Genomic DNA, 15,491 nt, shown 5'->3' on the forward strand with positions numbered 1-15,491 from the left:
GCAGACCCGTCATGCAGTGAGTGCATGACGCAACACTTAATCGCCGCGCCCAAGCTCTGCCAGTGATTTACGGTGGGCAAAAATTTCGTCCTGAACAAAGTCGCGGAAGGCCATGATCCGTTTGGATTGCCGCAATTCTTCGGGATAGGCGAGGAAAACAGGCACTTCGCCGCTTTCGACATCGGGCAGGCAGCGAACCAGATGGGGAAAGTCCTGCACGACATAATCCGGCAGCACGCCGACGCCCAGATTGTTGATGACGGCCTGAAGCACGCCAAAGTAGTTGTTGACCGTAAAGATCGATCCGACGTGATGCGAGAGCAGGTGGTGAATCAGGATCGCGCCGGCGCTGACCTGCGTCGATGACAATTGTTGGCAGATAAGCCTGTGTTCGGACACGTCTGTAATGGTGTCCAGCGGCTTGCGCCCTTTCAGGTATTCTTCGGTCGCGTAAAGCCGCATCCGCACGCTCATCAGGCGTTTGCGGATCAGGTCGGCCTGCGACGGCTCTTTCATCCGGATTGCGACGTCAGCTTCGCGCATGGGCAGGTCCAGCACGCGTTCTTCCAGCATCAGATCGATCTTGATGTCGGGATGCATTTCGTAAAGTTTCGGCAGCCGCGGCGCGAGCCACAGCGTACCGAACCCCGTCGTGGTCGTGACGCGCAATTCGCCGAACACTTCTTCTTCGCTATCGCGGATGCGTGCGGATGCGGCGTCCAGACGGCGGGTCATGGATTTTGTGGCATCGAACAGCAGTTCACCCTGTTCGGTCAGAATCAGTCCCCGCGCATGGCGGTGAAACAGGGTGGTGTTCAGCGATTCTTCCAACGCACGAATTTGCCGACTGACAGCGGATTGTGACAGATGCAGGACATCACCGGCATGCGTCAGCGAACCCGCGTCTGCGACGGCATGAAATATCCTAAGCTTATCCCAGTCCATCAACGGCCCGCCAAGTTAAACATCAATGTGTATATGGTATTTGATTACGCTGAATTAAAGACAAATACAAATCGTACATCCTTCGATTATTCTGCTTTGTAGGTCAGCAAGTGCGACCTATAACATAGGGAGTGCAGGGAGGTTTGCATGACCCGTCAAGATATTTCGCTCAAAGATCGCTTTGATTTGTCCAAGCAGCATGTGTTGTTGAACGGAACACAGGCATTGGTGCGGTTGATGCTTATGCAACGGGCACGCGATGCGCGGGCCGGGCTGAATACGGCGGGGTATGTAACCGGATATCGCGGATCACCGCTAGGCGCGGTTGATCTGCAAATGGAACGCGCGGGTGATACGCTGCGCACGGCACAGGTCACGTTCCAGCCGGGCCTGAACGAAGATCTGGCCGCCACCGCCCTGTGGGGCAGCCAGCAGGCCGAACTGCGCGGCGAAGGCAAATACGACGGCGTCTTTGGCCTGTGGTATGGTAAGGGGCCGGGTGTCGACAGATCAGGCGACGTGATGCGCCACGCCAACATGGCCGGCACGTCGCCGCATGGCGGCGTCATCATGGCGATGGGTGACGATCACACCGGCGAAAGCTCGACCACCCTGCATCAGTCCGATTTCGCAATGGTCGATGCCTATATGCCCATCGTCAGCCCCGCTGGCGTGCAAGAGGTGCTGGACTACGGGCTATTTGCCTGGGCGCTGTCACGCTATGCGGGCGTCTGGGTCGGCCTGAAAACCATGAAGGACACGATTGAAGTCACGTCCGTCGTCGATGGTGACCCGCACCGTTTGTCGTTCGTGACACCCGATCTGGCCTTGCCCGACGGTGGCCTGAACATCCGGTTGATCGACACCCCCGTCGCGCAAGAGGCGCGCATGATCGACCATAAACGTTTTGCCGCAGAAGCGTTTTCGCGGGCCAACAAGATGGACCAGCGCAAATGGGGCAAGCCCGGCGCGCGGATCGGTTTCGTCGCAGCGGGCAAGAACTGGCTGGATCTGGTCCACGCGCTGTCCCTGCTGGGAATCGACGCGGCAGAGGCGGAAAGGCTGGGCATCACCACCTATAAGGTCGGGCAGGTCTGGCCGCTGGATATGGCATCGTTCCATGACTGGGCAGAGGGTCTGGATCTGGTCATCGTGGTCGAAGAAAAGCGCAAACTGATCGAAGTGCAGGTGAAAGAGGCATTGTTCGACGACACCCGCACCCGCGTTTACGGCTGGCATAAGGGCGACGAACATTCCGCCGGCCGCCGTGAAGAAGTATTCCCGACCCGCCACGCGCTGGACCCGATCTGGATCGCGGAAAAACTGGGCGGCATCCTGACCGAAGAAGGCTGTGCATCTGACGCGGTGACGCAAGGGCTGGACACGCTGGCGCAGGCACGCCGGGCTGACAATGTGCCCGAAATCGCGGCGCGGTTGCCCTATTTCTGTTCGGGCTGTCCGCATAATTCCAGCACGCGGGTGCCCGAAGGATCGCGTGCCTATGCCGGAATCGGTTGCCACTATATGGTGCAATGGATGGACCGCGATACGGTCGGTTTTACCCAGATGGGCGGCGAAGGCGCCAACTGGGTCGGAGAGGCGCCATTCAGCAAGACCGGCCATGTGTTCCAGAACCTTGGCGACGGCACTTATAACCATTCAGGTGTGCAGGCGATCCGCTTTGCGTTGATGGCAGGGACCACCATCACCTACAAGATTCTGTATAATGACGCGGTCGCCATGACCGGCGGGCAGGGCAACGATGGCGACCTGCAGGCCGACCAGATCGTGCGCGAACTGCAGGCGATGGGCGTGCGCGACGTGCGTGTCGTTTATGATGAAAAGGAAGACGTGGATCACACCCGTTTTCCCAAGGGTGTGCCAATGTCAGAACGGGCGGACCTGCCCCGCGTTCAGGCGGAACTGGCCAAGGTCACGGGCGTCAGCGCGCTGGTCTATATCCAGACCTGTGCCGCAGAAAAACGCAGACGGCGCAAGCGTGGCCAGTTTCCCGACCCCGACAAGCGCGTGTTCATCAACACCGACGTCTGCGAAGGCTGCGGTGATTGCGGGGTGCAGTCGAACTGCGTGTCCATCGTGCCCGCAGAAACCGAACTGGGCCGCAAGCGTGCGATTGATCAATCGTCCTGCAACAAGGATTTTTCCTGCGTCAAAGGGTTCTGCCCGTCCTTTGTGACCGTGGCGGGCGCACAGCTGAAAAAAGCCGCGACCAGAACCGTCGATGTGGGCGATCTGCCGTTGCCCGATCTGCCCGCGATCCACGGCACCCATAACGTCGTCATCACCGGCGTCGGGGGCACGGGTGTTGTGACCATCGGTGCGGTGCTGGCCATGGCGGCCCATCTGGACGACAAGGGTGCGGGCATGATGGAAATGGCGGGCCTTGCGCAAAAGGGTGGGGCCGTCCACATCCACTGCCGCCTTGCCAACCGCCCCGAAGACATCAGCGCGATCCGGGTCGCCACCGGCGAATGCGATGCCCTGATCGGCGGTGATCTGGTGGTCAGCGCGGGCGCCAAAACTCTGGGCCTGATGAAAACCGGCCGCACCCGCGGCGTGGTCAACGCACACGAGATCATCACCGGCGATTTCACCCGTAATACGGAATTCCAGCTCCCCGTGGACGCGCTGAAACTTAGTCTGTCGCGGCGGCTGTCCGATCGTCTGGCGTTGTTCGATGCCACCGAACTGGCCAAGGCCACGATGGGCGACAGTATCTATTCCAACATGATGGTCTTTGGGGCTGCGTGGCAGATGGGTGCGATCCCGGTTTCGCTGGACGCCATCCGCCGCGCCATTGACCTGAATGGCGCTGCCGTCGCGCGCAATACCCAAGCGTTCGATCTGGGACGTTGGGCGGTGTTGCACCCCGAACAGGCCGCCCGCGTGGCCCAGCCGCAGGTCGTCGCGCTGCCCCAGTCACTGGACGACCGTATCGCGTATCGCGAACGCCACTTGACCGCGTATCAGGGCAAGCGTCTGGCGCGGCGCTATCGCGCCATGGTCGACCGTTTTGATGATCCTGCGATGCGCGAGGCTGTCGCACTGGGCTATCACAAGCTGCTGGCCTACAAGGACGAATACGAGGTGGCGCGCCTGCTGCAAGACACGCAGGCCAAGGTGCGAAACACCTTTGATGGTGATCTGAAACTCACCTACCACCTTGCCCCGCCCATGCTGTCCCGCACTGGGCCGGACGGTCGGCCCGTGAAACGCGCATTCGGGGGCGGGATCGCCACGGCGTTTCCATGGCTGGCACGGCTAAAGGTGCTGCGCGGCACGCCGTTCGATCCGTTCGGACGGACCGAGGAACGGCGCATGGAACGGGCGCTGATCGCGCAATACGAACGCGATATGGACAAGATCGCAGACCAAGCACCGTCCGATGCCGCCGTGGCACTGGCCCGCTTGCCGCTGGATATTCGCGGCTTTGGTCCGGTCAAACAGGCCAACGCCGCCAAGGCGGAAAAGACCCGCGAAACCCTGCTGTCCGCATTGGACGGACCTGACCAGCAAATCGCGGCGGAATAACGCGTCACAGCGCTGACACAAAACGCTGTCACGTTGCGGCCCCAGAACAGCGGACGGGGCGCGCGTTGAATATTCGCCAGATTGCAGGTGACATCAGTTATGCCAGCGCGGCCCGGCGCCGGTCTGGCCGGCTTATGATCCGGGCGATGGAAAACGCAGGCGGCAGGCTGGGCCTGCTGCGGCGTGCGCGCGGTTATGACGGCGGGCTATCGGCGGATGCGAATTTCTGGACCGACATGACCGATCGCTACGGACTTGGGATCGAATTCATCGGTGGCAGTCTTGCCGATCTGCCGGCAACCGGCCCTTTGGTCGTTGTGGCAAACCACCCTTACGGAATTTTGGACGGGCTGATTTTGGGCCGCATCCTGTCTGACGCAAGACAGGGCGAGTTTCGTATTCTAGCAAACAAGGTGTTTCACCGCGCGGCGGATCTGGAACGCGTCATCCTGCCAATTTCATTTGATGGCACCAAAGACGCGACTGTGCAAAACATGCAGACGCGCAGCGCGGCGCTGGCCTATCTGCGCAGCGGGGGCTGTGTCGGCATCTTTCCGGGCGGCACGGTATCGACCGCGCGGACACCGCTCGGTGCGCCGCTTGACCCCGTCTGGCGGTCGTTTGCAGCCAAGATGATCGCCAAATCCGGCGCGACCGTTGTGCCGATTTTTTTTGACGGTGCGAACAGCCGTTTGTTCCAGATCGCCAGCCACCTGAACTACAACCTGCGGATGGGGCTGCTGATCCCGGAATTTGTCCGCAAACTGGACAGTCCGGTGCGGCTTGTCGTGGGAAAACCGATTCCGCCATCTGCCCTTCATGCCCATCGCCACGACGCAAATGCCTGCATGGATTTCCTGCGCAAAGCGACGTATGACCTGAGCCCAAGACCGATCGATCCCGTCGCTTTGGGATTCGAGTTCGAGGCAAGGTATAAAGGGCACAGCAATGGCGGTGGGAATTTTCGACAGCGGTTTGGGCGGGCTGACCGTTCTTGATGCCATCGCAAAGCGGCTACCGGACCTGCCGCTGGTCTATCTGGGCGACAGCGCGAACGCGCCATACGGCGTGCGTGATGCCGACGATATCTATGACCTGACGACCGCCGCGACGCAGCGCCTGTTCGACGAAGGCTGCGATCTGGTGATTCTGGCCTGCAACACGGCCAGCGCCGCCGCCCTGCGCCGGATGCAAGAGAGCTGGGTGCCCAAGAACAAGCGCGTGCTGGGCGTGTTCGTCCCGCTGATCGAGGCACTGACCGAACGCCAGTGGGGCGACAATTCCCCCCCGCGCGAAGTTGCGGTCAAGCATGTGGCGTTGTTTGCGACCCCCGCCACCGTGCGCAGCCGTGCGTTCCAGCGCGAACTGGCGTTCCGCGCCATCGGCGTCGACGTCGAAGCGCAGGCCTGTGGTGGCGTGGTGGACGCGATCGAGGATGGCGATTTCATTCTGGCCGAAGCACTGGTGCGGTCCCATGTGGATGCGCTTAAGCGCAAGATGCCGGACCCGGACGCGGCCATGCTGGGCTGCACGCATTATCCGCTGATGGCAGAGGTGTTTCAGGACGCGTTGGGTCAGGATGTGCAGGTTTTCAGTCAGGCCAATCTGGTGGCCGAAAGCCTGGCCCATTATCTGGACCGTCGTCCCGAAATGATCGGCTCTGGCACCGACACGCGGTTTTTGACGACCGGTGATCCGAAAAAGGTGTCTGATCGCGCGATGCAATTCCTGCGTCATCCGATCACCTTTACGAAAGCCTGATTTGCAGTCAGCGCAGTCACACCCTATTTTACAGGTACGGGAGAATTATGCATGACCTTCAACGTCGCCATTCTGGGTGCATCTGGCTACACTGGCGCTGAAATGGTGCGGCTGATTGCGACGCATCCGTCGCTGTCCATCGCGGGCCTGTCCGGCAATTCAAAGGCCGGGATGGCCATGGCGGACGTATTCCCGCACCTGCGCCATCTGGACCTGCCACGCCTGACCACCATCGAAGATATGGATTTGTCGGGCGTCGATCTGGTGTTTTGCGCCTTGCCGCATGCAACATCGCAAGCGGTGATCAAAGACTTGCCGCAGCATTTGAAAATTGTGGACCTGTCCGCCGATTTCCGGCTGCGCGACCTAGACGCCTACGAAAAATGGTATGGCAAACCACACGCCGCCCCCGATCTGCAAAAAGAGGCGGTATACGGCCTGACCGAATTCTACCGCGATGATATCAGGCGCGCGCGTCTGGTAGCAGGCACGGGCTGTAACGCAGCGACGGGCCAATATGCGCTGCGTCCGCTAATTGCAGCGGGGGTGATTGATCTGGACGACATCATCATCGACCTGCTGGCCGCCGTGTCGGGCGCAGGCCGCGCGCTAAAGGAAAACCTGCTGCACGCGGAACTGTCCGAAGGCGCGCACGCCTATGCCGCAGGCGGCACGCACCGCCATTTGGGTGAATTCGATCAGGAATTTTCCGCGCTGGCCGGACGCGATGTGCATGTGCAATTCACCCCGCATCTGATCCCGGCAAACCGGGGAATCCTTGCGACGGTCTATGTCAAAGGGGATGCCGACACGGTCCACGCCACGCTGGCACAGGCCTATGCGGATGAACCGTTCATCATCGTGCTGCCACAGGGGCAGCATCCGTCGATCAAACACATCCGGGCCAGTAATTTCTGTCATATCGGCGTGGTCGCGGACCGTATCGCAGGCCGCTGTCAGGTGATTGCGACGCTCGACAACCTGACAAAGGGATCGTCCGGTCAGGCACTGCAAAACGCAAACCTGATGTTGGGTTTACCCGAAACAGAGGGCCTGATGCTGGCACCGGTGTTCCCGTGAGGGGGTTGAAGAAAAAGCGCCGCATTCAGGTTATCGGCCTGTCCGGGGTTTGCATTGTTGCTGTGTTGGGAATTCTGGCTGTCCTGCCGGATGATTCATTCCAGTTTTTCCGCGCGCCGTCTGAAATCATGGCGAATCCACCGGCGGAAACCGAATTGTTCCGGATCGGCGGTTTGGTGGAAGCCGGCTCTTTGAAACGAGGGGACGGCACGCAGGTCGCGTTCACAGTGACCGATGGCGGGGCGTCCATTCCAGTCGTCTACACCGGCATTCTGCCCGACCTTTTTGAAGAAGGTCAGGGCATGGTCGGGCAAGGACGCTACATCAACGGCAGGTTCGAAGCCGTTGAAATCCTTGCGCGACATGACGAAGAATACATGCCCAAAGAAGTGGTCGACGCAATGAAGGCACAAGGCACCTATCAGGCACCGTCCGCTGATATCATGACCAATTAACGATACCGCGTCGATCTTTCCTGCACGCAAGCAGGAGAGTGGCGATGCAGACCATCAGACAGATCGCGGCCGACATCGTGGGCCGCGAGGGCGGTTTTGTGAATGACCCCGCCGACCCCGGTGGGGCGACGAAACACGGCGTCACGACCCATACGATGCGGCGGCTGGGGCTGGATCTGGATGGCGACGGGGACATTGATGCAGCCGATGTGCAGCGCATCAGCCGTGATCGGGCCGTCGACATTTTCATGCAGCATTATTTCGACGCGCCCCGCATAGGCGGGTTACCGACGCCGCTGCAGGCAACGGTGTTTGATATGTACGTCAATGCAGGCAATCAAGCCGTCAAGATTTTACAGCGCCTTTTCAGACAGATGCGGATCGACGTTGACGCGGACGGCGTGATCGGGCCGCAGACGCGCGCGGCCGCACAACGGGCCCAAGACGCAGCCCCCGATCATCTGGTCGATGCATACGGCATTGCCCGGCGGAACTATTATTACGCGCTGGCCGACGGGCGACCGCCAAGCCGCAAATATGCCCGCCGCCGCGATGGTGGCAAAGGTGGCTGGATCATCCGCGCCGAAACTTTCATCGCGCCACGCTACCATTTCAGTGACGCGCAGCACCGCGAAAGGACACGGGCATGGGATTGATCGGCAGGATCATGGGATTCGTGTTTGGTGACGGGCGCAACGTCATCGCCGAAACCGCATCGGTGTTTCGTGAAAATACCGAAGCCGCGGCGCAGCGTGGCAGTGATGACCGCGCCGCAGCGCTGGCACAATTTGCAGCGGAATTCGTACAGCCCCGCAAGGGTGTGTTCGACCGCGCCGTTGATGGGCTGAACCGTTTGCCGCGTCCATTGCTGGCCCTTGGCACGATTGGGTTGTTTGTATCTGCCATGACCAGCCCCGACTGGTTTGCCAGCAGGATGGTCGGTGTTGCGCTGATCCCAGAACCGCTTTGGTGGTTGATGGGGGCAATCGTCAGCTTTTATTTCGGTGCGCGGTATCAGATCAAAGGTCAGGAATTTCAACGCTCTGTCGCGCAAACCTTGCGCATGGGGGGGGTGCTGGACCCGGCACCTGTGCCCCCATCCGACGATACCCTGCCGGACGCTTTTGCCGACAATGCCGCCCTGGCCGATTGGTGGAGGACACAACGTGCAGGCTGATTGGATGACGACCATTGAAAAGCGTTTGATCGCGCTGGAAACCCATAATGCCGTCAACGCGGTGCATCGTCTGAACGTGTCTGACAGACTAGGCGCGATCGAAGATACCCTGAAATGGCTGGTGCGCCTGATTATCGGGGGGCTTGTCGTGGCTGGCATCACCTTTGTCGTTCAAGGCGGGTTCACGTCCTGATTGACGGCGTTGTGCCGCACGCCGATGTGTTCGAATTTGGTGTGCGGCCAGCGCTGAATACGTTAAGTACGGATCATGTTTATTGAGCTTGCCCACTTCGCCCTGATCCTTGCCCTTGTTGTCGCGCTTGCGCAGACTGTCGTGCCGATGGTGGGTGCCGCGCGCGGCTGGCGGGGCTGGATGACCTTTGCCGAACCCGCAGCGACATCGCAGTTGATCCTGATCAGTTTTTCTTTTGCAGTGCTGACGTGGGCCTTTGTGGTGTCCGATTTTTCCGTCGAACTGGTGTACGCCAACAGCCACACGGCAAAGCCGATGCTGTATAAAATCAGCGGCGTTTGGGGCAACCACGAAGGGTCGATGCTGCTTTGGGTGCTGATCCTCGCACTTTTCGGTGCCTTTGCCGCGTGGTTTGGCAGCAATCTGCCTGCCACGCTTCGGGCGCGGGTGCTTGCGGTGCAGGGCAGTATTTCGGTCGCGTTTCTGGTGTTTATCCTGTTTACGTCAAATCCATTTGTACGGATCGCCGTCCCGCCATTGAACGGGCGCGATCTGAACCCACTGTTACAGGACCCCGGGCTCGCGTTTCATCCGCCGTTTTTGTATCTGGGTTACGTCGGGTTAAGCATGACGTTCAGCTTTGCCGTCGCCGCCCTGATCGAAGGTCGTGTCGACGCCGCTTGGGGGCGCTGGGTCCGGCCCTGGACACTGGCCGCGTGGATGTTCCTGACCGTGGGGATCGCACTGGGGTCTTGGTGGGCCTATTACGAATTGGGCTGGGGCGGTTTCTGGTTCTGGGATCCGGTTGAAAACGCCAGTTTCATGCCGTGGCTGATTGCAGCCGCCCTGCTGCACAGCGCCATCGTCGTCGAAAAGCGCGAAACGCTGAAAAGCTGGACGATCCTGCTTGCGATTCTTGCATTCGGCTTTTCATTGCTGGGTGCGTTCATCGTGCGATCCGGCGTGCTGACGTCTGTACATGCCTTTGCCAATGATCCTGAACGGGGCATGCTGATCCTGCTTATTCTGGGGGTCTATCTGGGTGGTGCGTTGACGCTGTTTGCGGCGCGTGCCGGTGTGATGCAATCGCATGGTGCTTTTGGCACCGTCAGCCGCGAATCCGCGCTGGTGCTGAACAACATCCTGCTGGCGGTCAGCGCCTTTGTCGTGTTCATCGGTACGATCTGGCCACTGGTCGCTGAAATGGTCTTTGGCCGCACGCTGTCGGTTGGGCCGCCGTTTTTTGATGCGGCCTTTACCCCGTTCATGGTTCTTTTGGCGATTGCGCTGCCATTGGGTTCGTTGCTGGCGTGGAAACGCGGCAAGCTGGGCCGGGCAAAGGGGCCGCTAGTGGGTCTGGTCGTCTTATCCGTCGCATTGGCCTTGTTGGCCTATGCCGTCTATGCGGGGCGGTCGATGGTCGGGCCTGCGGGCGTCGCGCTTGGCGTGTGGGTTGTCGGCGGGGCTGTTTTGGACCTGTGGATGCGGGCAGGGCGCGGCCCTGTTGGCGACCGCCTGCGCCGGCTCGTGCGTTTGCCGCGTGGCGACTGGGGAAAGACCGTCGCACATCTTGGCATGGGCGTTACGATTTTCGGAATCGCGGCCATGACGGCATGGAACGTCGAGGACATCCGCGCCGTGAACATCGGCGAAAGCTACGATGTGGACAATTACAACGTAACGCTGACCAGCGTCGATGCAGTGAAGGGTCCGAACTACGATTCCACCATGGCCGTCCTGACGATCAGCCACAACGGGGGGACGCCGTTCATCCTGACACCGGAAAAACGGTTCTATCCGGTTGCCCAGATGCCAACGACGGAAGCGGCTATTCAAAATGGCATATTGCGCGATGTTTATGTCGTGATCGGTGATCCGCAGGCGAACGGCGGTTATGCGGTGCGGGTCTATATCAAGCCCTTTGCCAACTGGATCTGGGGTGGTGCGATCCTGATGTCGCTGGGTGGTTTGATTTCGCTGACGGATCGGCGCTTGCGGATCGCGGTCGGCGCGCGCAAACAATCGACGGTGCCTGCGGAATGAAATGGCTTGCGGTTATCCTGTGCCTGTGGGCCGTGCCCGCCTTTGCCGTCGACCCGTCAGAGGTGCTTGACGACCCCGTCCTCGAAGAGCGCGCGCGCGACATCAGCCAAGGATTGCGCTGCCCCGTCTGCCAGAACGAAAGCATCGACGAATCGAATGCACCGATCAGCCGTGAATTACGCGTTCTGCTGCGCGAACGGCTGCTGGCGGGCGACACAGATGCAGAAGTGCGGGATTATCTGGTCGCGCGGTTCGGTGAATTTGTCCTGCTGGAACCCGACCGCTCCGGCGTGAATGTCATTCTGTGGTGGGCTGCCCCGACGCTGTTGCTGCTGGCGCTGGCCATTGGCTGGGCCGTGATCCGCCGCAAACCTACGGACCGGGACCCCAGCCTGACCGAAGAAGAACGGGCCGAACTGAACAGGATCCTTGATTCCTGACGTGCGGTTTCGCTTTTGTATGACGCGGGTGTCGCTATTCTGCGCGTGAATACAAGCAGGAGCGCGTCCATGGATTATTCCGCCATCACCGTGACCGTCAGTGACGATATCGTCGTCGTGGCGATGAACCGCCCGGACAAGATGAACGCGCTGAACGCGTTGATGCGGGCGGAACTGACCCACGCATTCAAGGACGCACCCAACCATGGCCGCGTCGTTGTGTTGACTGGGACAGGCCGTGCGTTTTGTTCGGGTCAGGATCTGGGCATGGGCGAAGCAACCAAGCTGGATCTGGAACGGGTGTTACGCGACGAATACGTGCCGATGCTGCGCGCGATCATCGACTGCCCGCTGCCGACGATTGCGGCTGTGAATGGTCCGGCGGCTGGCGCGGGGGCCAACCTTGCGCTGGTCTGTGACGTGGTGCTGGCCAGCCATGACGCGTATTTTGTGCAGGCTTTTGCGCGGATCGGGCTGATCCCCGACGCGGGCGGCACATGGTTTTTGCCGCGCCAGATCGGTCTGGCCCGTGCGATGGGGGCCGCCTTGTTTACGGACAAGATCATGGCCACGCAGGCGGCAGACTGGGGCATGATCTATGCGGCCATTCCTGCGGACGGTTTTGATGCGCATTGGCGCGACAGGGCCGCGCAATTGGCCCAAGGCCCGACAGAAACCTATCGCCACATCAAACATGCCATGCGCGCCAGTTTCGACAACGGGATCGACGCGCAGCTGAACCTGGAAGCCAAGCTGCAGGGGAAATGCGGCCAGACCCGCGATTTCCGCGAAGGTGTGGTGGCCTTTGCCGAAAAACGTCCGCCAAAGTTCGAAGGCCGCTAGGGCAAGCGGAACAGACTGCCCTGTCCCGTGTTCGTATCGAGCCAAGGACAAGGAGCGCCGACATGGCCGACCAAGACATTCTGTTCACACCGATCGAAATGGGCAGCATAACGCTGCCCAACCGCATTTTGATGGCCCCGCTGACCCGCAACCGCGCGCACAGCGATGGCATGCCCGCCGATATGGCCATCACCTACTACCGGCAACGCGCCAGCGCGGGCATGATCCTGACAGAAGCGACCCAGATTTCCGAGATGGGCAAGGGCTACATTGATACGCCCGGTATCTACACCGAAGCACAGGCCGCAAAATGGCGCGAGATTACCGATGCCGTCCACGCCGACGGCGGGCGTATCCTGATACAGCTGTGGCACGTTGGCCGCATCAGCCACACATCGGTCCTGCCGGGCGGCCGCCAACCGGTGTCATCCACTGACAAACCGGCGAAATCACAGACATTTACCGCCAACGGGTTTGAGGATTGTTCCGCCCCGGTGGCACTGGACGCTGAAGGCATCAAGCAGACCGTGCAAGATTACCGCGAAGCTGCGCGTCTGGCCAAGGTCGCGGGTTTCGACGGGATCGAGGTGCACGCCGCCAATGGCTACCTGATTGATCAGTTCCTGCAAGACGGCGTGAACGACCGGACCGACGACTACGGCGGGTCCATCGAAAACCGGATGCGCCTGCTGCAAGAGGTGCTGGACGCCGTGGGCGAACATTGGAACCCGGGCCGGGTCGGCGTGCGCCTGTCACCCTTGGGGCAGGCCAACGATATCAGCGACAGCGACCCGGTTGCGCATTTCAGTGCCATCTACAAAATGCTGAACGACCGCAATCTGGCCTATCTTCACGTACTGGAAAGCTTTCCGGGTAACGACAACGCAGATGGCCGGGATAAGATCGATTCTTTGCGGGGTCATTTCGGTGGTTTTTACATCGCCAACGGTGGCTATGACGGCGCACGGGCGCGGGACAGCATTGCACAGGGGCACGCTGATGCTGTGGCCTTTGGCCGTCCGTTTATCGCCAACCCAGACCTGCCACGCCGCATCAATCTGGATGCGCCGATGAACACGCCAGATCAGGCCACGTTCTATGGCGGCGATGACAAAGGATATATCGATTATCCGTTTCTGCAGAACAGCGACGTCGCAGCCGAATAACCGAATCTGCCAAAGGGTGCCCTGCGGGGCACCCTTTTCAGGGGGATGGCACCGGACGGGGCAAGGCATAATACGCGCTGTCCGACCAGACGCCCCCGATGCAATAGGTCCGTTCGGCGCGGTGCGTTTCCACAAAACCCAGTTTGCGCAGCGTAGCGGCCGAAGCCACGTTGCGCGGGTCGATATCCGCGGTCAGCGCGGCTGCATCCGTGACATCGAACAGATAGGGAATAATCGCGCCCATCGCTTCGGACACATAGCCCTGTCGCCAGTGATCGGGGTTAAGCAGAAATCCGATTTCGTCGGCACGATACAGGCCTGCGCAGCCGATCACCCGGCCCCCGTATTCGATCACGAAATAGGTCAGCGGATCCTGCGCCAGCATCCCGTTCAGGTTCTGTTGCGTCACGGATCGGTCGGTATGGGGCAGGGTGGACCAATAGCGCATCTCGCGCGGGTCAGCATAGATGGCGAACAGATCGTTCAGATCGCCTTGGGTGGCGCGGCGCAGCCGAAGCCGCGCCGTCACCAGAACCATATCAGCGGTTTTCGATATCGACATAATCGCGGGGTGCTTCGCCCATATACAGCTGGCGCGGGCGCCCGATCTTCAATTGCGGATCGGACAGCTGTTCCTGCCACTGCGACACCCAGCCAATCGTGCGGCTGACCGCAAAGATCGGCGTAAACATCGACGTGGGGAAACCCATCGCTTCCAGAATGATGCCGGAATAGAAATCGACGTTCGGGAACAGTTTCTTTTCAGCGAAATACGGGTCTTCTAGTGCTGCTTTTTCCAGCGCCTTGGCGACTTTCAATGTTTCGTTGTTTTCTATCCCCAACAGATCAAGCACCTCGTCCGCGGATTCTTTCATCACGGTCGCGCGTGGGTCAAAGTTTTTATAGACCCGGTGGCCGAAACCCATCAGGCGGAACGGATCGTCCTTGTCCTTGGCCTTGGCGATGTATTCGGGAATCCGGTCCACGGTGCCGATTTCGCGCAGCATTTCCAGACAGGCCTGATTGGCGCCGCCGTGTGCCGGGCCCCAAAGGCAGGCGATGCCAGCCGCAATGCAGGCAAACGGGTTTGCCCCCGATGACGACGCCAGACGCACGGTCGATGTCGATGCGTTCTGTTCGTGGTCCGCATGCAGCGTAAAGATACGGTCCATCGCCCGCGCCAGCACCGGATCGACCTGATAGTTTTCGGCCGGCACGCTAAAGCACATGTGCAAAAAGTTCGACGCGTAATCCAGATCGTTGCGCGGATACACAAAAGGCTGGCCGACGTGGTATTTGAACGCCATCGCGGCGATCGTCGGCATCTTGGCAATCAGGCGGAACGCAGCGATTTCGCGCTGGCGGGCGTCGTTGATGTTGGTGCTGTCGTGATAGAATGCAGACATCGCACCCACAACGCCGACCATGATCGCCATCGGATGCGCATCGCGTCGGAAGCCCCTGAAAAAGTTCATCATTTGCTCGTGCAGCATCGTGTGATGTGTGACGATGAATTCAAATTCTTCCAATTGCTCGGCGTTCGGCAGTTCGCCGTTCAAAAGCAGGTAGCAGACTTCAAGATAGTGCGATTTCGCGGCCAGTTGGTCGATCGGATAGCCGCGGTGCAGCAATTCGCCCTTGTCGCCGTCGATAAAGGTGATGGTGCTGTCGGTCGACGCGGTCGAGGTAAAGCCGGGATCGTAGGTAAAGACACCAGCCTGCGCGTAAAGCTTGCGGATATCGATGACATCGGGGCCGGTCGTCGGCGTCATAATCGGAAGTTCGTATTCCTTGCCGTCAATCGTCAGCTTCGCGCTTTTCTCTGTCATGGCTGTT

Annotated in this window: 15 protein-coding genes; 12 read left to right on the plus strand and 3 right to left on the minus strand. The window is 60.1% G+C overall.

All coding sequences use genetic code 11. The features are described from left to right. Positions 1–36: 36 nt before the first annotated feature. On the minus strand, positions 37–945 hold the full coding sequence (locus GZH79_RS04700; protein ID WP_211642370.1) for a LysR family transcriptional regulator: 909 nt from the start codon (positions 943–945) through the stop codon (positions 37–39). Positions 946–1,092: 147 nt separating this feature from the next. On the opposite strand from GZH79_RS04700, the gene GZH79_RS04705 reads away from it, so the two are divergent. The 12 genes from GZH79_RS04705 (at position 1,093) to GZH79_RS04760 (ending at position 13,655) form a co-directional block, all read left to right on the plus strand. Further along, on the plus strand, positions 1,093–4,497 hold the full coding sequence (locus tag GZH79_RS04705) for an indolepyruvate ferredoxin oxidoreductase family protein (protein ID WP_211642372.1): 3,405 nt from the start codon (positions 1,093–1,095) through the stop codon (positions 4,495–4,497). Between the two features lie 65 nt (positions 4,498–4,562). Next, positions 4,563–5,495 carry a lysophospholipid acyltransferase family protein gene (locus GZH79_RS04710; protein WP_249218980.1) on the plus strand — a complete coding sequence of 311 codons (933 nt, stop codon included), beginning with the start codon at positions 4,563–4,565 and terminating at the stop codon, positions 5,493–5,495. Beyond that, positions 5,446–6,258: a glutamate racemase gene (gene murI, locus GZH79_RS04715; protein WP_211642374.1), complete on the plus strand. Its 813-nt coding sequence runs from the start codon at positions 5,446–5,448 to the stop codon at positions 6,256–6,258. Before GZH79_RS04710 ends, murI begins: the two co-directional genes overlap by 50 nt. A gap of 51 nt (positions 6,259–6,309) precedes the next feature. Continuing rightward, a complete protein-coding gene (argC, locus tag GZH79_RS04720; protein ID WP_211642376.1) occupies positions 6,310–7,338 on the plus strand; it encodes an N-acetyl-gamma-glutamyl-phosphate reductase in 1,029 nt (342 codons plus the stop codon). Further along, a complete protein-coding gene (gene ccmE, locus GZH79_RS04725) occupies positions 7,335–7,793 on the plus strand; it encodes a cytochrome c maturation protein CcmE (RefSeq protein ID WP_211642378.1) in 459 nt (152 codons plus the stop codon). The genes argC and ccmE overlap by 4 nt, the downstream gene beginning before the upstream one ends. A 44-nt stretch (positions 7,794–7,837) precedes the next feature. Further along, positions 7,838–8,449 carry a holin-associated N-acetylmuramidase gene (locus tag GZH79_RS04730; RefSeq protein WP_211642380.1) on the plus strand — a complete coding sequence of 204 codons (612 nt, stop codon included), beginning with the start codon at positions 7,838–7,840 and terminating at the stop codon, positions 8,447–8,449. Then, a complete protein-coding gene (locus GZH79_RS04735; RefSeq protein ID WP_211642382.1) occupies positions 8,440–8,970 on the plus strand; it encodes a holin family protein in 531 nt (176 codons plus the stop codon). The genes GZH79_RS04730 and GZH79_RS04735 overlap by 10 nt, the downstream gene beginning before the upstream one ends. Before the next feature lie 4 nt (positions 8,971–8,974). Beyond that, positions 8,975–9,163: a hemolysin XhlA family protein gene (locus GZH79_RS04740; protein ID WP_211642390.1), complete on the plus strand. Its 189-nt coding sequence runs from the start codon at positions 8,975–8,977 to the stop codon at positions 9,161–9,163. 75 nt (positions 9,164–9,238) lie between these two features. Further along, positions 9,239–11,206: a heme lyase CcmF/NrfE family subunit gene (locus tag GZH79_RS04745; RefSeq protein WP_211642393.1), complete on the plus strand. Its 1,968-nt coding sequence runs from the start codon at positions 9,239–9,241 to the stop codon at positions 11,204–11,206. Further along, entirely contained in the window at positions 11,203–11,646 is a 444-nt protein-coding gene (locus GZH79_RS04750) for a cytochrome c-type biogenesis protein (RefSeq protein ID WP_211642395.1), read from the plus strand. The genes GZH79_RS04745 and GZH79_RS04750 overlap by 4 nt, the downstream gene beginning before the upstream one ends. A 69-nt stretch (positions 11,647–11,715) precedes the next feature. Next, the gene (locus tag GZH79_RS04755) at positions 11,716–12,489 is read left to right on the plus strand and encodes an enoyl-CoA hydratase-related protein (RefSeq protein ID WP_211642397.1); all 774 of its coding nucleotides are present in this window, start codon (positions 11,716–11,718) and stop codon (positions 12,487–12,489) included. 62 nt (positions 12,490–12,551) lie between these two features. After that, a complete protein-coding gene (locus GZH79_RS04760) occupies positions 12,552–13,655 on the plus strand; it encodes an alkene reductase (protein WP_211642399.1) in 1,104 nt (367 codons plus the stop codon). A gap of 37 nt (positions 13,656–13,692) precedes the next feature. On the opposite strand, the gene GZH79_RS04765 is transcribed toward GZH79_RS04760, so the two are convergent. Both GZH79_RS04765 and gltA read right to left on the minus strand, forming a co-directional pair. Continuing rightward, on the minus strand, positions 13,693–14,217 hold the full coding sequence (locus tag GZH79_RS04765; protein ID WP_249218981.1) for a GNAT family N-acetyltransferase: 525 nt from the start codon (positions 14,215–14,217) through the stop codon (positions 13,693–13,695). Next, positions 14,195–15,484, minus strand: a complete 1,290-nt coding sequence (gene gltA, locus GZH79_RS04770; RefSeq protein ID WP_211642401.1) for a citrate synthase — start codon at positions 15,482–15,484, stop codon at positions 14,195–14,197. Before gltA ends, GZH79_RS04765 begins: the two co-directional genes overlap by 23 nt. Positions 15,485–15,491 lie beyond the last annotated feature (7 nt).

The organism is Loktanella sp. SALINAS62 (assembly GCF_018263905.1).
GTDB lineage: Bacteria > Pseudomonadota > Alphaproteobacteria > Rhodobacterales > Rhodobacteraceae > Loktanella.